The following is an 18539-nucleotide window of genomic DNA, read 5'->3' on the forward strand; positions in this document are numbered from 1 at the left end:
ACCGCCCGGCGAGTTGATGTACAGCACGATGTCCTTGCTGTTGTCTTCCGAGTCGAGGTAGAGCATCACCGCCACAATTTCGTTGGCGATTTCGTCGTCCACCTCTTTGCCCAAGAAGATGATCCGCTCCTGGTACAGGCGGTTATAGATGCTGATCCACTGGGTGTATTGGCTACCCGGCAGACGATAGGGAACTTGGGGAATGCCAATCGGCATAGGATCGAGACTCCTTCTTCAAATGGCTGACTAGTGGGTGGTTGGATGGATTGGGAGCGTCATCAGGGCGATCGGGCAACCTAGCCCAACCCCACCGAATTCACCACCGGCTTAGGCAGCCCCTCCGATGATTCTAGGATCGTGTCAATGATCCCGTATTCCTTCGCTTCGGCCGGAGTCATATAGAACCGGCGATTCATGTCTTTGGTGAGCTTGTCAGTGGTTTGCCCGGTGCATTCCGACAAAATATCCAGCATCACCCGCTTGTTGCGCAGCACCTCTTCCGCCTGGATTTGAATGTCCGTGGCCTGACCGCGTGCGCCGCCTTGGGGTTGTTGCAGCACAATCTTGGAGTTGGGCAAACTGGCCCGACAGCCCTTCGTGCCTGCTGCCAACAACATGGCCGATGTGCCCGCCGCCAAGCCCAGGCAAATCGTATGAACCGGCGGCTTGATGTAGCGCATCGTGTCGCAGATGGCAAAGGCATCCGTCTCGAACCCGAGATTACCGAAGGAGTTGATATAGATCCGAATTGGCTTTTCGGGATCGTCGTATTGCAAATACAACAGCTCGGCAATAATCAGCTCGGTGACGGCAGGTACGAGGGGCATTCCCAAGTAAACGATCCGCTCCTTGAGCAACAGGGAGGGAAGGTCTGGCGGGGGAGTCCGGTACGCGGTATCGCCGTAGTAGGGCGCTTGAACGGCCTCGATCTTGGGAGTCATCGGCAGATTCAGAAAATTCAGGGCGCTGCTGCGCAAACAGCAGTCATACTTCCAAAATACTAACGCGCAACGCTGACGGCCGGTTGAGTCCGGGCTTGGCGGTTCTCTGGGCAATGGGGGACGGTTGGACGATCGGTTAGCATGACCGCACAGCACGATCGTCCCAAGGATCGGTTAATCGATCGCTAGATCCAACACCACGGGGGTATGGTCGCTGGGCTTTTCGAGTTTGCGCGGCTCAATATCAATCTCGCAACTGCGGGCAGCGGGAATCAAGGCTGGTGATAAATATAAATGGTCAATGCGCCAGCCGCGATTGCGTTGGAAACCACCCGATCGATAGTCCCACCAACTGAAGCGATCGCCCTCATCACAAAACAACCGAAAGGCATCCTGAAATCCCAAGTCAAAAACGCTAGCCTTCAGGGCTGCCCGCTCATCATCGGAAGACATAATGTGGGTTTCGCGGTTCTTGGGATTATGAATATCGCGATCTTCGTAGGCAATATTAAAATCACCGCAAACACAAACCTGGGGATACTGGGCTAATAATTCCGTCAAATAGGTTTTGAGTAGTGCCAACCAACGCAGTTTGTAGACATACTTTTCACTGCCAATTTCGGAACCATTGGGCACGTAGAGATCGACTAAAACCAAGTCGCCAGATCGAACCATGATCACCCGTTTCTGATCGTCTAAATCGCCGACCAATTTCGCATCCAAAACCGCGCCAAACCCGATCGCGCAGTGATCCACCGGTTGCCGACTGGCGATCGCCACGCCGTTGTAGCTCTTTTGTCCCGAAATTTCCAGGTGATAGCCCAAATCCGTAAAAGCCGATCGGGGAAAGTCGCTATCAATCACCTTGGTTTCTTGTAAACAAAGAAAATCCACGGGATTTTCCTGCAACCAACCGGTGACATGATCGAGGCGCGATCGAACAGAATTAACGTTCCAAGTGGCGATTTTCATAGGGGCGATCAACGTGGATGCAGCGTCTAAAAGGGGCAAAAAATCGGTTGATGTTTGGCAAGGGGGCCCCAAAGCTTCCTCAGAATAGCGCTACAGTCGGGCCCGCGCCCGTACAATAGACCCCGGACATGAATTTTTTGCAGCATCCCATGGCCGATCGTCTTGCCTATCCCACCAGCCGCACCGTTGACCAAGTGGACATCTACCACGGCGTTTCCGTGCCGGATCCCTACCGCTGGTTAGAAGATGCCAACGCGACCGAAACGGCCGATTGGATTGCCGCCCAAAATCAATTGACCTTTGATTATTTGGCGCAAATTCCGGCGCGATCGCCCATTTATGACCGGATGCTGCAACTTTGGGACTATGAAAAATTGAGCGTGCCCTGGAAGCGGGGCGATCGCTATTTCTATTACAAAAACGACGGTCTACAAAATCAAAGTGTTCTCTATACGCTCGATCGCCTGGATGGGGAACCGCGCGTTTTGCTCGACCCAAATCGGCTGTCGGATGATGGCACGGTGGCTCTGTCGGGGATTGCTTTCACCCAAGATGGCTCGCTGATGGCCTATGGCTTGTCCGCGGCAGGTTCCGATTGGCAAACCTGGCGCGTGCGATCAGTGGCAACCGGGGAAGATCTGCCCGATCGCCTGGATTGGGTGAAGTTTTCGAGAGCTTCTTGGACACCGGACAATCGCGGCTTTTTCTATAGTCGCTATGATGAACCCAACGCCGAAAACCAGTTCCAAGAAACCAACTATTTCCAGAAGCTTTACTATCATGAACTGGGCACTGAGCAAGCTGCCGATCGACTGATCTATGAGCGACCTGATCAGCCAGAATGGGGATTTGGCGGCACGGTCAGCGATGACGGTTCTTATCTGTTGATTGCCGTTTGGAAGGGAACTGAATCTAAGAATTTATTGTTTGTGAAAGATCTGCGGCAACCGGATTCCCCTGTGCGGGAACTGGTGGGCGATTGGGTCGGCAGCTTTGGTTTTATTGATAATGACGGGGCGATCGGCTGGTTTGAAACTAACTGGCAAGCGCCCATGGGCCGGGTGGTGGCGATCGACCTCGACGCGACCAGCACCGATTGGCAATCGACAATCCAAGAAGTAATTCCCGAAGCCACCTACAAGCTAGATGCGGTGTCCACCCTGAATGATGGGTTTGTGGTGGAATATTTGCAGGACGCGCGATCGGCGGTGCAGTTCTTTAATTTGCAGGGGCAATTCCAGTTTGAAATCGAGTTGCCGGGCCTCGGTTCGATCGGGGGATTCCAGGGCAAACGGGGCGATCGGGAAACCTTCTACAGCTTCACCAGCTACACCACCCCCACGCGCATTTATCGCTACGACTTTGCCAGCCAAACCAGTCAGCTTTTCCGTGAGCCAACGGTAGCGTTTAACCCGGAAGATTACGAAACGCGCCAGGTTTTTTATCACAGCAAAGATGGCACAAAAATTCCGCTATTTATTAGCCACAAAAAAGGCTTAGAGCTGACTGGCGATCACCCCACCATTCTGTATGGCTATGGCGGGTTCAATGTATCCTTAACTCCCGTGTTTTCCGTCTCCAATTTGGTGTGGATGGAAATGGGCGGCATCTACGCCGTGGCCAATCTGCGGGGTGGTGGCGAATATGGCGAAGCTTGGCATGAAGCGGGCACAAAACTGCAAAAGCAAAATGTGTTTGATGACTTTATTGCTGCTGCTGAATGGTTGATTGCGAATCAATACACTAAACCCCAACGGCTGGCGATTTCCGGTGGCAGTAATGGCGGTTTGTTAGTAGGTGCTTGCTTGATTCAGCGCCCCGATTTGTTTGGGGCAGCCCTGCCAGCGGTGGGGGTGATGGATATGCTGCGCTTCCCACAATTTACGATCGGTTGGGCTTGGTGTTCTGACTATGGATCGCCGGAAAACGAAGCAGAATTTCAGGCTCTTTACGCCTATTCACCGCTGCATAATTTGCGATCGGGCACGGCCTATCCTGCCACTTTGGTTACCACGGCCGATCGGGACGATCGCGTGGTGCCAGCCCATAGTTTCAAGTTCACGGCGGCCCTGCAAGCGGCTCAAGGCGGCGATGCGCCAACCTTGATTCGGATTGAAACGAAAGCGGGTCATGGAGCCGGGAAACCCACTACCAAGATCGTGGAAGAAGCTAGCGATAAGTTGGCATTCTTGGTGAAAACTCTCGATTTTCAGCCTCGGCTTGTAGCCAAGGTTGCTGAGTCCTAATGACGGGTTTTACGCCGACTGTGCGACCCACTTTGCGATCCATGGAAGCAGTTCCCACGGGTGAATTGTGCATCGATCCGCTACCGGATTTACTGTTACATCAATCCACCTGGGGGGAACCAACCACGGCGGAGTTTCAGATCGAAATTCGCCATGCGGATCATCTTCAGCAACCCCTGAATTTGGATCAGGCGATCGCCCAGTTTTCTGACCTCTCGCCTCGGGGCGGCAAGCTGACAGTCATGGCGCGATCGCTGCGGTTTTCCTTGGTGATTCCCACCTACGAAGAAGCCGAAAATATTGAAGCCTTGGTGCGATCGCTGGTGGCGGTTTTAGATCCTGTGCTGCCCCACGATTACGAAATTATTGTGGTGGATGACAACAGCACCGATCGCACCTGGAAAATTGCCCAGGAATTAACCGCTGAATTTCCCCAATTGCGGGTGCTTTGTCGTCACTATGAACGGGGATTAGCCACCGCCGTAATTCGCGGTTGGCAGGTGGCTAAGGGCGAGATTTTGGGCGTAATTGATGGCGACGGCCAGCATGATGAGCAACTGTTGCCAGAGATGGTGGCGCAAATTTTGGCTGGAGCTGATTTGGTGGCCGCCAGTCGCAATGATCCCGGCGGCGGCATCAGCGATTGGAGCCTGTGGCGGCGGCTCACCTCTCGGGGCGCGCAGATTTTGGGGTTGACCCTATTGCCCGATGTGGTGGGGCGTGTGTCCGATCCCCTGAGCGGCTATTTTGTGTTGAAACGCAGCGCGATCGCCCAAAAAATCCTCAATCCCTTGGGCTACAAAATCCTAATTGAAGTATTAGCAAAAGGCGACTTTGGGCGCGTCAAAACCCTCCCCTACGAGTTTCGCGAACGGCAATCGGGCGAAACCAAAGTGACTTGGTATCATGCGATCGACTATTTCGCCCATCTGTTGCGGCTGCGGCTCGATCGCTTCCCGGTCCAGCGTTTCATCCGGTTTGGCATTGTCGGCTTCAGTGGAGTAATCGTAGATATGGCGGTGCTCTACGCCCTCAGCGATCCCAGCACCTTGGCTTGGGGTCTCACCCGCAGCAAAATCATCGCGGCGGAAGTGGCAATTTTGAATAATTTTTGGTGGAACGATCGCTGGACATTTCGGGACTTATCCCAACGCCAAACCGGCTTTCGTCGCCGCCTCGAACGCTTTTTAAAATTCAACTTGATTTGCTTAATGGGGCTGATTCTGAACGTCCTGATTTTGAATCTCTTGTTTAATGTGATTTTTGCGGGTCAATATCGTTATTTAGCGAACCTAATCGCGATCGGCTTAGTCACCTTCTGGAACTTTTGGCTAAATACCAAACTCAGTTGGCGGGTGACCGATCGCGATCGTGCCGAACTCCCCAATTCCTAGATCACCCAGCCGCTCCCCCCAAGCACCCCATGAAGCCCCCTAAAAAACGTTGGATTGTGCTGCTACTGTTCTTCTGCCTCGGGGCGATCGGGGCAATGTTTTACAGCTTGGGAATGATTGATGTGGAACGGCTACGCACGCAAATTGGGGGCACGGGTTGGCTTGCACCATTGGTTTATATGGTGGTCTATCTTGCCGTCACCATGCTGATGCTACCCTCAACGGCTTTAAACCTTTTGGGTGGCGCATTATTCGGCTCAATTTGGGGCACAATTTGGACAAGTTTAGCCGCTATTTTGGCCGCGATCGCCTCCTTTTATCTCAGTCGTTGGCTGGCTCGACCCGCCTTTGAGCGCCGCCTCGCCGATCGCTGGCAAGAAATGGATCAAGAAATTCGTCGCCACGGCTTTGCTTATATGTTTGCCGTGCGTTTGCTGCCAATTTTGCCCTACGGTTTAGCCAACTACACGGCGGGTTTAACCTCCGTGCGCTTTCGAGATTATTTAATTGCCACCGTGGCGGGCACGGGCCCCGGCGTATTTTTATTTGTGCAATTGGGCAGTTCCGGCACCGATGCCATTAGTCGGGGTCAGTTTTTGCCCCTGAGTTTGACCCTGGGGGCGATCGGGCTGCTGATCATTGGGGCCACTTGGTATAGCCATCGGTTGGCACGTTTGGCGGGGCGCGAATAATGCCGCCGGGGCCGATCGATCCCCCCCAAGCGGTATCCTGAGGCAAATATCGGCGGGAATAGGCTGAAACCATCGCCTAGTCTAGGCTTGGCATTAACCGAGCCTTAATCTACATCGGGCGATCGCCCGTCTTGCGCCGCTAGCCTCTTGCTCCTTTTGTCCCTGTTGCCCCGCACGGAACCTATGCGAATTGCGCTGTTTACCGAAACCTTTTTGCCCAAAATCGATGGGATCGTGACCCGTCTGCGCCACACGATCGATCACCTGCAAAAAATGGGCGATGAGGTGCTGATTGTCACGCCCGATTTGGGGTTAAAGGACTACAACGGCTCAAAAGTTTTCGGGGTTTCGGGGTTTCCGCTGCCGCAATATCCTGAGCTGAAAATCGCCCTACCACGCCCGGCAATTGGTCGCGAATTGGATCATTTTCGCCCCGATTTAATTCACGTGGTTAACCCGGCCGTCGTCGGTTTGGGCGGTATTTATTACGCCAAAACTCGTCAATTGCCCCTCGTCGCTTCCTATCACACGCACCTTCCCCAATACCTACAACATTACGGATTGGGAATGCTAGAAGGTTTGCTTTGGGAATTGCTAAAAACCGCCCACAACCTCGCAGAAATTAACCTTTGTACTTCCACCGCCATGGTGCAGCAACTGAGCGACCATGGCATCGAGCGCACCGCCCTTTGGCAACGCGGCGTAGATACAGACAGCTTCACGCCCGATCGCGCCACCGCCGACATGCGCGACTTCCTCAGCCAAGGCCACCCGGACGCGCCTCTGTTGATCTACATCGGTCGCCTATCTGCTGAAAAGGAGGTCGATCGAATCCGGCCCGTGCTCGAATCGATTCCCGGTGCGCGGCTCGCCCTCGTCGGTGACGGCCCCTACCGCGCCGAGCTAGAGGAATTTTTCGCGGGAACCAACACCCACTTCGTCGGCTACCTGCGCGGTCTGGAGCTAGCCGCCGCCTATGCCAGCGCCGATGCCTTCATCTTCCCCTCTCGCACGGAAACCCTCGGGTTGGTGTTGCTGGAAGCAATGGCGGCTGGCTGTCCCGTGGTGGCGGCCAACGCGGGCGGTATTCCCGATATCGTCACCGACGGCGTAAACGGCTTCCTGTTTGACCCCACCGACGACCAGGGCGCAATCACGGCGACCCAACGCCTGTTCGCCGATCCGAGTCAACGGGCCAACCTGCGATCGGCTGCCCGAGCTGAGGCCGAACGCTGGGGCTGGGCCGCCGCCACCCGCCAACTGAAGGACTATTACTACGGAATCTTGAGCATGAGTCAGCGACAGGCGGCTTAGGCTGAAATGGCCAGCCCAATTCGGGCGATCGACCCTACTGGTTTATGGAGCACCTCTCAACAATGACGGACTCAACGGGCGACACAATCACCATTGGCATTCTGGGCGGCAGTGGTCTCTATCGGATGGAGGCACTGCAAAATCCCCAAGAACAGCGGATTGAAACCCCCTTTGGCCCCACCTCCGACGCAATCATCACCGGAACCTTGGACGGTGTGCCCGTGGCCTTTCTGGCCCGCCATGGCCGCCACCATCACCTGCTGCCCACGGAAGTGCCCTACCGCGCCAACATCTGGGCCCTCAAAACCTTGGGCGTGCGCTATCTCCTGTCCGTGTCGGCGGTGGGATCGTTGCAAATGGCGGCTAAGCCTCTGGATATCGTGTTGCCGGATCAGTTCATCGATCGCACCCGTAACCGGGTTTCCACCTTTTTTGGCGATGGCTTAGTGGCCCATATTGCCTTTGGTGATCCCATTTGTGCAGCCTTGTCGGGCTTGGTGGCTGAGGCGATCGACTCCCTGGCCCTGTCGGAGGTGACGTTGCATCGCGGCGGAACCTATCTCTGCATGGAAGGGCCGGCTTTCTCCACGCGGGCCGAATCCCAGCTCTATCAAAGTTGGGGAGCCACCGTCATTGGCATGACCAACTTACCGGAAGCCAAGCTGGCCCGAGAAGCGGAAATTGCCTACTGCACGATCGCCCTGGTCACCGACTATGACTGTTGGCACCCCGGTCACGACAGCGTAACCACTGAGATGGTGATTGGGAACTTGCATCGCAATGCCGACAACGCCCGATCGATCATCCGGGAAACAGTCCGCCGCTTAGGGGCCCAACCGCCCGAGTCGATCGCCCATCAGGCCCTGGCCGGTGCGCTGCTCACCCCCCTCGACAAAGTGCCCACCGCCACGCTCGATCGGCTCGCCCCCCTGTTGGCTCCCTATCGTTAAACGCAGCACCCACTGAGCACATGAGCAAAAGCCCCCGGGCCTTTAGGCTCTGGAGTTCAGGGACGGGAGGCTAAACAACCGGCGCAGCCCAGCACTGGCGGGCCAATTCCCCTGATCGATCGGCTGCATGGGTTAATCCACGGCTTGTTAGTAATGGGCTTGGCCATCCGGGCCGATCGCCCCCGTCCAAACCACCGCCCGGGTGTTGGCCTGGGACAAATCCGCATCAATCAACACCGCCCCCCGCAGCACAGCACTGCTGAAATTCGTCCATTGCAAGCGAGCCTGAAACAAATTGGCATCGCTCAAATCCGCTTGGCGCAACGTTGACCAACTGAGATTGGTTTCCCGCAAATTTCCCTTCAGCAGTTTGGCCGCCGTGAAATCCGCCCCGATCGCCTTGGCTCGCCGCAGGTCACAACTGGACAAGTCCGCCGCCAAAAACACCGTGCTACTGGCATAAACCTCCAGCAACATCGCCCCCACCAACACCGAATCTGAAAAATTGGCCTTGGTCAAATTGGCCCGCGTGAGGTTCGCCTTGGTCAAATTGGCTTCCGTGAGCTTGGCGTGGTGCAACGTGGCCTCTCGCATGTTGGCCCCTTCCAAGTTGGCCTGATGCAAATCCGCTTCACTGAGATTGGACTCGATCAACACCGCTTCCCGCAAATTCGCCCCGACCAACTTGGTGGCCCGCATCGAGCAACCGGACAAATTCGCCTGATCGCCCAAATCCACGCCGCTCAAGTCCGCCCCAATGCAGTTCGCATTCACCAAATTGGCTCCCCGCAACGACGCATCCCGCAACTTCACCTCGCGGAGATTAATCCCACGCCATTGCACATGATTCGCCTCCACGCTCAGTAAACGCGCTTCCCGCAGGTTTCCCTCTTCCAAATTGGAGCCGGACAACTTGGCCCCTGATAAATCCGCCCCCTGGAGCGAAATACCGGGCAATAGGGCCCCACTGAGATCCGCCGATGACAAATCAACGCGGTCAAAATCTCGCTCTCCGGCTGCGTAGCGTTCGAGCAATTCGCTAACTTCCATGGGGGAGCCTCATCACGGACTTCAATGCTGCTGTCTGGGGGATATGAACAATCCACATTTCAATCGTCCTCAAAATCCCCCGTAGGACTGGGGCAGAGATTTCAACACCAGCTCAGCAATTCAGCAGTTCTAGCAATTTCACAGAGCCATTCAAAACTAATTCACACCCTTGGACTTCAGCCCCAGCAACTTGGCCAATCAAGGACAGGGCCAACCAGCGACATGGCGAAATGACTAGGCGATCGGGATTTTGTTTGGGCTGCGATCGTAACCATGCTGATTTTACACCTCGGCTCAGGGTCGCTCCTGACAGGACGGGGCTTGCACCCCCAACGGCCGCCAACGATATGGCCAGTCCTGCCCGATCGCATCACCCATCTTCAGCTTTTTGTCCCGGTGAATCTACCCACAGCCCAGAACGATCAGTATCGCTAGATACAGAACGATACTCGACAAAATTGATGCAATTGCCTGTGTTTAAAGCAAGTCCACGTCGATCGACAATTGCTGCGCCAAGAGACTGTCTTGGATTGCAGTCTAGCTCTCATTGAGTCCCTGTCAAACCCTGGGGCAAACCACTCCCAAAGGCGATGCATCTACAAAAGGCGGCCAGTCCGATCGTGTCAGCCTGTGGAGCAAATGAAGCCAACTTCGCCGCGATGGAGCAGGAAGCTTCCTGATTGCCGCATTCGCGAGCGAATCGCAGCAATTGTTAGTGAAGGAGTGATGGTCTTAGTTTTAACCAGTCAGCAACCGCCCTGTCTCTGAACCATCCATATCAACATCAACCCCTATAGGAACCGTTAGTCTATGGCTAGGCTCAAGTTCTCGGGTCGCCGTAAGGGGCATTCGCGCTCCCTTAACGAGGGCACCGATCGATCCATTGACCAGATCCTGCGTGCCGGGCGATCGTTCTTTCACGACGTATTCGGTCGCCGCACCTCCCTCGGTTGGTTAGCTTGCATTCCTTTGGCCGCCGTGATTGTGGCCACCTGGAACCTGGCTGCCCATGCCGCCGAACCCATCAAGCCCGAAGACGTTCAGGGCCTGCTGAACATGACCTGGGTTCTCGTGGGAGCCATCCTCGTGATCTTCATGAACGCGGGCTTCTGCATGTTGGAAACGGGCTTCTGTCGTCAGAAGAACGCCGTTAACGTTCTGACCAAGAACCTGATTGTATTTGCCCTGGCCACCTTGGCATTCTGGGCTTTGGGCTATGGCTTCATGTTTGCCCAAGGCAATAACGTGATTGGCACGACGGGCTTCTTCCTGTCAGGAACGCCCGAAACCTACGGCATTGAAGCAACGGGGCTGCCGGTCTCCCTGCACTTCCTCTTCCAAGTTGCCTTTGCGGGCACCGCCGCCACGATCGTGTCCGGTGCGGTGGCTGAGCGGATCAAGTTTGTGGACTTCTTGATCTTTAGCTTGCTGCTGGTTGGGGTGTCCTACGCCATCACGGGCCGTTGGATTTGGAGCGGCACGGGCGGTTGGCTGTTCAACATGGGCTTCCGCGACTTCGCTGGCTCAACAGCGGTACACTCCGTCGGTGGTTGGGCAGCGCTGATGGGTGCTTCGATTCTGGGGCCCCGGATGGGTAAATATGACAACGGCCAACCCCGCGCCATCCCTGGCCACAATATGAGCATTGCCACGTTGGGCTGCTTGATTCTGTGGGTTTGCTGGTTTGGATTTAACGGGGCTTCGACCCTGGCGGTGAATGCAGCAGTGCCTTACATTGCCGTGACCACCAACTTGGCCGCCGCAGCGGGTGGCGTAACCGCGACGGTAACGTCCTGGTGGCTGTCGGGCAAGCCGGATCTGTCGATGGTGATCAACGGCATTCTGGCTGGTCTGGTGGGGATTACCGCAAGCTGCAACGTGGTTGACTACACCGGTTCTGTGTTGATTGGTGGCATTGCCGGGATTCTGGTGGTGCTGTCGGTGGGCTTCTTTGACTCGGTGCTGAAGGTCGATGACCCGGTGGGTGCTACTTCGGTGCACTTGGTCTGCGGTGTTTGGGGCACGCTGGCGGTTGGTCTGTTCAGCGTTGGTAAGGATGCAACGGGAACGGATGCGGCTGGTTTGGGCCTGTTCTATGGTGGTGGTTTGACCCAGTTGGGTATCCAGTTCTTGGGTGTTGCCATTGTTGGTGGGGTGACGGTGCTGCTGTCCACCATCTTCTGGTATGCCCTGAGTGCCTTTGGTGGCATTCGCGTTTCACCGGAGGAAGAGGCGCTGGGTCTCGATATCGGCGAGCACGGAATGGAAGCCTACAGTGGCTTTGTGAAGGACAACACCTCGATCGGCCCTACGGGTACGGCGGTAATGGATGTTTCGGATCAAGCTGCATCCTAAGGGAAAACCTTGGCGTTCAGGCTGGGTCGGGTAACGATGCTTTTCTATCGTTTCAACGACCTTAGCTGTTAGCCGAGTTCGGATGCGACTGATTACCACAGGTATTCAATGACACAGGAGGGGGCGATCGCCCTCTTTTGTGTTTAGGGATGTTTTTTTTGCGGCCAAAGTTCGCTAGAGTTCTTAGTGAATTGGTCTTTTGGCGATGGATGCAAGGTCAACGGAGCCAGTTAGGGCCGGTTGGCTTGCACCAAGGCAGGGTCACCACAACGTTTCAGGGCAAATCGTGTTTTCTCGATCGCGTGCTCGACGAACAGGAATTTTTGGCCGCTCGATTGGCTGGTCACGCCGATCGAGTGGCTTCTCACCGTCTAAGCCCCGCGCTCCTTGGTGGGTCAAATGGTCTCTATGGGGCAATGGATTGTTAGCAGTGGCCTTTTTGGTGGTCGTCACGGGCCTAGACCGTGCGGCGGCCAAGGCCATTGCCCAAGCGATTGACCAGATTCAGCAAACCCAAGAGTCTTTGGAGCGATCGCCCACCAGGGCCGTGGCAGCAACGGTGACCACTCCGAAGCGATCGCCCGTCGCGGCCACCAGTTATGAAGGATGGGTGGCTCGGCGGCGGCAGGAGGCCAATGCGATGGCCCTGCGACGGCCCGCCCGGTTGGCGGTGTTGGTGGGCGATTCCTTAACCCTGGCCTTTCCGTCCCGTCTGTTGCCGGCGGGAACCACTTGGCTAAATCAGGGCATCTCTGGGGATACGACCCGGTTGTTGTTGCAGCGCTTGGATGGGTTGGCGCGTCTGCAACCAGAGGTGATTTTTGTGGCGATCGGGATTAATGACCTGATGCAAGGGGTCAGTGATGACACGATCGTGGAAAATCACCGGGCCATCACCCAAGAATTGCGCCGGGCCCACCCCAATTCGCGGATTGTGTTGCAAAGCCTGTTTCCCCATCGCGGGGCTAGCTCCACTTGGGAAGGCCGGGCCCGCTTGCGCCAGGCCACACTCGATCGAATCAAGCGCATTAACCGCCGGTTGAACCAGGTGGCCCGGGATGAACGGGTGGGCTTCTTGGATTTGTTTCCGATGTTCACCGATCCGCAGGGCAATCTGCACCCAGACCTCACTACTGACGGCCTGCACCTGAGCGATCGGGGCTATTTGGTTTGGCGTGCGGCCCTCGATTCTTTCTTGCAACTGTCGCGATCGGGAGCGGCGGGGTTAACCGTCACACCGCGACCCGCCGAAGAAAACCGGGCCGGGGCCCAGCGATTGACCGATTCCGACAACCGGAGCGTGGCAACTCCAAGCGATCGCCCTTCCCCCACGCCCAAGGCCTCACCGGCCGATCGCAAACCGTCCAGCAGCAGCGCTGCGCCCGCCAATCGTCCGGCGGAGTCGCCCGATCGGGCCCGCAGCACCAACCGGCGCGAAGCACCCGCCACCACCGACGACCAGCGCCCCTAAGGCCGTAAGATATTCACCAACTCACCAGCCAGACGGGCAACGACCAGGCCACGGGTAACCAGGCCATGCACAGAACGCCATGCACAAATTGATTAAAGGCTTGCGGCAGTTTCAGCAAGATTACTTCGCTTCCCATCAAAAGCTGTTTGAAGAGCTGGCCCATGGGCAAAAACCGCGCGTTCTCTTCATCTCCTGTTCTGACTCCCGCGTTGACCCGGAACTGATTACCCAATCGGATCCTGGCGAAATTTTCGTGATCCGCAATGCCGGTAACATCATTCCCCCCTATGGCGCGGCCAACGGCGGTGAAGGAGCGACGATCGAGTATGCGATCGAAGCCTTGGGGGTGAGTGAAATTGTGGTTTGCGGCCATTCCCACTGCGGAGCCATGAAAGGCCTGCTGAAGATCAAAGAGCTGGAAGACAAAATGCCCTTGGTCAGCCGCTGGCTGGAACATGCGGAAGCAACGCGCCAGGTGGTTTTGCAAAACTACAGCCCCTGTAGTGGTGAAGATTTGCTGGAAATTGCGGTGGCCGAAAACGTGCTCACCCAAATTGACAACCTGCGCACCTATCCCTGTGTGCGAGCCAAGCTGAACCAGGGCAGCTTGCGACTCCATGCTTGGGTTTATGAAATTGAAACAGGGCGAATTTATGCCTACGACCCCCAAACCCAGGAATATGTGGAGCCGGAAAGTGCCTGGAATCGGCCCACGCCGACCCTGACCTTGCCCCAGCGCCAAGCCCAAGCCTGTGCCTGGTTGCCGCCGGAGCAGTCAGAGCGAATCTATCGCGGCGCACGCTAGGGCCCGCTGTCAAATCGCCCGCAACCCTGATTCCACCGTGACAAAATCGTGAGGGGCAAGGGGCTTCAGCCCCTCGTTACGACGATCGGGGCGTGAACAATCAACCGTTTTCGCTTGATTCCAGGAGCTGCCGACAGGCCGCTCAGCTTCCCGGCACGACGATCGGGGCAATCGCTCGATCGAGCGAATAGACCTCTTGCGCGAATCAGTTAATAGCCCTCATCCCCCAACCCCTTCTCCCAAGGAGGGCGAAGGGGAGCCAGAAATCGGGAATAACGGCGATTTCGTTGTTGGTTGCCAAGTCCCTCTCCCGACTTGGGAGAGGGATTTAGGGTGAGGGTTTTGATTAATGCAAGAGGTCTAATGATTCTCGATCGAGCGATTCCCTAATCTGTAGTGGGCAGGGCCGCATGAACCGATCGCTCTAAATAGATTTGAGCCACCCGATCGCCCGGGAATTGCCGCAAACATTCCTCAAAACAAACGGCCGCCGACTTGAACTCTTGACGGTGATAGAGCCAAGTGCCCTCCTCAAAATGGGCCATGGTGGAAAGTTTTTGGTCGCGGATGGGGGACGGATCGCCATCGATCGCCTCAAACACCGCCACGGGCCGAGATTTGCCTGTCACCTGTAACCGATCGATAAACCGCAGGTGATAGCGCGTTGGATCCTCCATCTGGGCGATCGTGTGGTGGGAAATCAGGATGCTGCTTTGGTAGCGCTTGGTCAGGGTTTCCAACCGGGCCGCCAAGTTAACCGCGTCACTGATGGCAGTTCCATCCATCCGGTTTTTGCCGCCCACCGTTCCCAATCGCATTTGGCCAGTGTTGATGCCAATGCCAATTTCGATCGGCACTTCGCCCGCCTGTTGTCGTTCGCGGTTAAAGACTTCCAAATTTCGCCGCATTTCGATCGCGGAGGCCACCGCGTCATCGGCCGATTCCGGAAACAGCGCCATCACCGCATCGCCAATAAATTTGTCAATGAAGCCGCCATTTTGCTGAATCGCCGGTTCCATATGGGCCAAATAGCGGTTAATGAACCGGAAGCTCTCGGCCGGTAACAGGTTTTCCGTGATCGTGGTGAACGATCGAATGTCGGAAAACAAAACCGACATCTGCCGTTCCACTTGGTCGCCCAGTTCCACCTCCAAAATGCTCTGTTTATTCAGCAAACGCAGGAACTCGTGGGGCACAAACCGCCCATAGGCAATATTGATGTGGGACAGTTGCAGATGGGTTTTCAGACGAGCCAGCAATTCCTTCTTGGAAACGGGTTTCGTGAGGTAGTCATTGGCTCCGGAGTCGAGACCTTGCACCAAGTCTTCCACCTGGTTTTTGGCCGTAAGCATCAAAATCGGCAGCTTGTGGGCAGGGTAGCGCGATCGCAACTGCTGGGTCAGCTCATAGCCGGTCATTTTCGGCATCATCACATCCACCAACACCACATCGGGCTGAAACCCTTGCTCCAACACAGCCAGGGCAGCGGGGCCGTTGTCGGCGGTCACGATTTCATACTCCTCCTGGGACAGGAAATTTTCCAGCACCTGAAGATTCACCGGCTCATCATCCACCATCAGGATTTTGAACCGTTGATTGGGTTGGGTGCGAGCGGCGCTGGCCTTGGCCAAGAGCTGTTCCGTGTCCCGCTGGCTGAGGGCTTCTAGGAGACGATCGCCCTCCACGGTGGCCGGAGCCAGGGTAATCGGTTCCGGTGCGATCGGGGCTTCGGGGGCTGGCTTGGGATTGGTGGGGGCAGACTTGCGCAACATCATGGGCGATCGCCGGAAGCTGGGCATTTCGTAGGTGAGGGCTGGTGCTTCCAGGGCCACCGGCAAGGTCAGCGTAAAGATGGATCCCACTTCGGGACGGGACTCCACCCAAATTTTGCCCCCATGCAGTTCCACCAGTTGCCGCACAATGGCCAACCCCAACCCCGTGCCGCCATATTCCCGGGCCGTGGAGCGATCGGCCTGTTCAAAGGATTCAAAAATGCGCTCGATCGCCTCTGTGGGAATACCAATGCCCGTATCACTGACAGAAATGGCCAGCCACTTTTGGGCAGCCGTTTCCGGGGATGACTCGGAAGGATGCTCCCGCTCCAACTGCTCAGATTCTGCCGGATCCAATCCGGGGCGATCGAACAGAGCACCCTGCCCGATCACGCTTGAGGGCATCACCACCCCCGTTAATTGATCCAATTGTTGACCCAATTGCTGATCCCCCAATTGAGGATCTAGGGAGTTGGCAGGATCGACAGAAGGCGGCTGATGCAACTGATGCAACTGATGCAACAGTTCCGCGTCCGGTTGCCAACGGCGAGCATGAACAATCACCTCACCGCTTTGGGTGAACTTGAGCGCATTGCTAACCAGGTTGTGCAAAATCTGTTGCAGCCGGTTGAAGTCCGCCAACACGGGCGGCAGAGCCAAATCAATGGCATTCACCAGCGCCAAGCCCTTACGTTCCGCTTGGTCGTAGTGCAGTTGCAACACCTGTTCCACCACCACAGCCAAGGTGCAAGGGCGCAGGGCCAGGTCAATCGTCTGGTGTTGCAGTTTGGAAAAGTCCAGCAGATCGTTCACCAAATTGGCCAACCGATGGCCACTGGCGGCGATCGTGTCCAGGTTTGACCGTTCTCGATCGCTCAATCCTCCCCGATCGTCATCCAGCATCGCCTCCGCCAAGCCAATGATGCCGTTGAGGGGCGTGCGCAGTTCATGGGACGTATTGGCCAGCAAATCATCCTTCAGGCGGTTCAGGCGCTGGAGTTCCTGGTTGGCGGTTTCCAACTCCGCCGTCCGTTGCTGCACCTGGGCTTCCAGGCTCGCATTCAGGGACTCCAGCGCCTGGGACTTTTCCTGCAAGGCATCCATCACCTGGTTGTAGCGCTCGGCAATGTAGCCCACCTCCGTGAACGGATCCACCGGCACTCGCAAGTGCAAATCTCCCTGGCGAGCATGGTGATCCATCACCTCAAATAGGTCATAGACCTCCGTTTTTACCTGGTGCTCCGCCACGTTCAGGCCCATCTGTTCTTCCGCAAGGGAAACCCGCAGGGGATGCAGGCGATCGACCCAACGCAGCAACCCGTAGGACAACCCAAAAGACCAGAGGGCGCAAACTCCAATGCCCAACAGTTGCACGGCAATTTGTTGGGGGCGCTCCAAACCGCCCGGCATTTGGCTCAAATCCCCAAATAACCCCACACAGAGCGTGCCCCAGGCCCCGGCTCCCGCATGGATGGGCACAGCTCCCACCGCGTCATCAATTTGGCGGCGATCGAGCCACCATTCCACCGCCAACGCCACAGCGGCCCCCGTGAACCCCACCACTAGGGCGATCGGGGTCGTAATCACATTGCAGCAGGCCGTCACAGCCACCATGCCCGCCAGGGAACTGTTGATCAGGCATTCCACATCCGGCCGGTGGCGATAGTACCAACCCAGGGCCCCGCCGCCCAGCATCCCCGCCACACCCCCAATCACCGTATGCACCAGCACCGCCGGGACATGTTCATTGAGGGCCAGGGTGCTGCCGCCATTGAACCCCAACCAGCCCAGCCACAGCATCATGGCCCCAAGCATGGAAAAGGGCAGATTCGACCCGCTGATTTTGTGCTGCCGGGTGGCTTCGTCATAGCGCCCCCAGCGCGGCCCCACCACCAACAGCGTGGCCAGGGCAATCCAGCCCCCCACGCTATGCACCACTGTGGAACCCGCAAAGTCATAGAACCCGAGCGATCGCAACCAGCCCACCCCCTGGCCGGCAGGACTTGCACCCACAATTTCCATTCCCTTCCAAGCCCAATGGCCAAACAGGGGATAGATCAATCCTGAACAAAGGAAACAAACGATTAGATAAGACGAAAACCGCATTCGTTCCGCCACCGCACCGGAAATAATGGTGGTGGAAGTGCCACAAAACATTAATTGAAAAATTAAAAAAGCCGCCAGTTGAGGCTGCGATTCCACCGATAGGGCAAAGTAGTCATGGCCCATCCAACCCCACCAAGAGGGGCCAAACATCACCCCGAATCCAAACAACCAGTAGAGCAGTGCCGAAATGCCAAAATCTGATAGGTTTTTGGCCGCCACATTAATGCTGTTTTTCGATCGGGTCATGCCCGATTCCAAACACATAAAACCAGGCTGCATCAGAAACACGAGTCCCGAGCACCCCAGCAACCAAGCCACATCGCGCATATTCAGCCAATTGAGATGAGCAGCCACAGGATCCCTACTCCAACATGGGGAGCATTTACCGTTCGTTGCATCTTTTCTTCAATAATTTTTAGCAACTGCTTCAGTCTAATCAGAAGTCTCCAGTGGGGGGCAGATTGGACTTGC

General features: G+C 56.2%; 14 protein-coding genes. 9 read left to right on the forward strand and 5 right to left on the reverse strand.

Annotation, left to right across the window (positions count from 1 at the left end; genetic code table 11):
- The 3 genes from AMR42_RS21200 to xth form a co-directional block, all read right to left on the reverse strand.
- Positions 1 to 216 (reverse strand): ATP-dependent Clp protease proteolytic subunit (locus AMR42_RS21200; protein WP_234406976.1); only part of this gene is annotated, 216 nt, incomplete at its 3' end.
- 80 nt (positions 217 to 296) lie between these two features.
- The gene (locus AMR42_RS12325; protein ID WP_099533894.1) at positions 297 to 947 is read right to left on the reverse strand and encodes an ATP-dependent Clp protease proteolytic subunit; all 651 of its coding nucleotides are present in this window, start codon (positions 945 to 947) and stop codon (positions 297 to 299) included.
- A 168-nt stretch (positions 948 to 1115) separates the two neighbouring features.
- Positions 1116 to 1913 carry an exodeoxyribonuclease III gene (gene xth, locus AMR42_RS12330; RefSeq protein WP_099533851.1) on the reverse strand — a complete coding sequence of 266 codons (798 nt, stop codon included), beginning with the start codon at positions 1911 to 1913 and terminating at the stop codon, positions 1116 to 1118.
- 149 nt (positions 1914 to 2062) lie between these two features.
- On the opposite strand from xth, the gene AMR42_RS12335 reads away from it, so the two are divergent.
- From AMR42_RS12335 to AMR42_RS12355, 5 genes are all read left to right on the forward strand, one after another.
- Complete coding sequence (locus AMR42_RS12335; protein WP_099533896.1) at positions 2063 to 4159, forward strand: prolyl oligopeptidase family protein; 2097 nt, start codon at positions 2063 to 2065, stop codon at positions 4157 to 4159.
- A 242-nt stretch (positions 4160 to 4401) separates the two neighbouring features.
- Positions 4402 to 5553, forward strand: a complete 1152-nt coding sequence (locus AMR42_RS12340; RefSeq protein ID WP_099533898.1) for a glycosyltransferase — start codon at positions 4402 to 4404, stop codon at positions 5551 to 5553.
- A gap of 29 nt (positions 5554 to 5582) precedes the next feature.
- A complete protein-coding gene (locus tag AMR42_RS12345) occupies positions 5583 to 6245 on the forward strand; it encodes a TVP38/TMEM64 family protein (protein WP_099533853.1) in 663 nt (220 codons plus the stop codon).
- Between the two features lie 183 nt (positions 6246 to 6428).
- A complete protein-coding gene (locus tag AMR42_RS12350; RefSeq protein WP_099533900.1) occupies positions 6429 to 7559 on the forward strand; it encodes a glycosyltransferase in 1131 nt (376 codons plus the stop codon).
- A gap of 62 nt (positions 7560 to 7621) precedes the next feature.
- On the forward strand, positions 7622 to 8509 hold the full coding sequence (locus AMR42_RS12355) for an S-methyl-5'-thioadenosine phosphorylase (RefSeq protein WP_099533855.1): 888 nt from the start codon (positions 7622 to 7624) through the stop codon (positions 8507 to 8509).
- A gap of 147 nt (positions 8510 to 8656) precedes the next feature.
- On the opposite strand, the gene AMR42_RS12360 is transcribed toward AMR42_RS12355, so the two are convergent.
- On the reverse strand, positions 8657 to 9559 hold the full coding sequence (locus AMR42_RS12360; protein ID WP_099533857.1) for a pentapeptide repeat-containing protein: 903 nt from the start codon (positions 9557 to 9559) through the stop codon (positions 8657 to 8659).
- 273 nt (positions 9560 to 9832) lie between these two features.
- Between AMR42_RS12360 and AMR42_RS20515 the strand changes: the two genes are divergently transcribed.
- The 4 genes from AMR42_RS20515 to AMR42_RS12375 all read left to right on the forward strand — a co-directional run bounded on the left by AMR42_RS20515 (position 9833) and on the right by AMR42_RS12375 (position 14190).
- Positions 9833 to 9994, forward strand: a complete 162-nt coding sequence (locus AMR42_RS20515) for a hypothetical protein (RefSeq protein WP_158234464.1) — start codon at positions 9833 to 9835, stop codon at positions 9992 to 9994.
- Between the two features lie 375 nt (positions 9995 to 10369).
- The gene (locus AMR42_RS12365) at positions 10370 to 11914 is read left to right on the forward strand and encodes an ammonium transporter (RefSeq protein ID WP_099533858.1); all 1545 of its coding nucleotides are present in this window, start codon (positions 10370 to 10372) and stop codon (positions 11912 to 11914) included.
- A gap of 286 nt (positions 11915 to 12200) precedes the next feature.
- Positions 12201 to 13385 (forward strand): GDSL-type esterase/lipase family protein, encoded by a 1185-nt coding sequence (locus AMR42_RS12370; protein ID WP_234406978.1) that lies wholly within the window; start codon positions 12201 to 12203, stop codon positions 13383 to 13385.
- Between the two features lie 79 nt (positions 13386 to 13464).
- Complete coding sequence (locus AMR42_RS12375; RefSeq protein ID WP_099533861.1) at positions 13465 to 14190, forward strand: carbonic anhydrase; 726 nt, start codon at positions 13465 to 13467, stop codon at positions 14188 to 14190.
- A 386-nt stretch (positions 14191 to 14576) separates the two neighbouring features.
- Here the strand turns inward: AMR42_RS12375 and amt are convergent, their stop codons facing one another.
- Positions 14577 to 18395, reverse strand: coding sequence for an ammonium transporter (gene amt, locus AMR42_RS19895; protein WP_368670737.1), 3819 nt, complete (start codon positions 18393 to 18395; stop codon positions 14577 to 14579).
- Positions 18396 to 18539 lie beyond the last annotated feature (144 nt).

This window comes from Limnothrix sp. PR1529 (genome assembly GCF_002742025.1).
Taxonomy (GTDB): domain Bacteria; phylum Cyanobacteriota; class Cyanobacteriia; order CACIAM-69d; family CACIAM-69d; genus CACIAM-69d.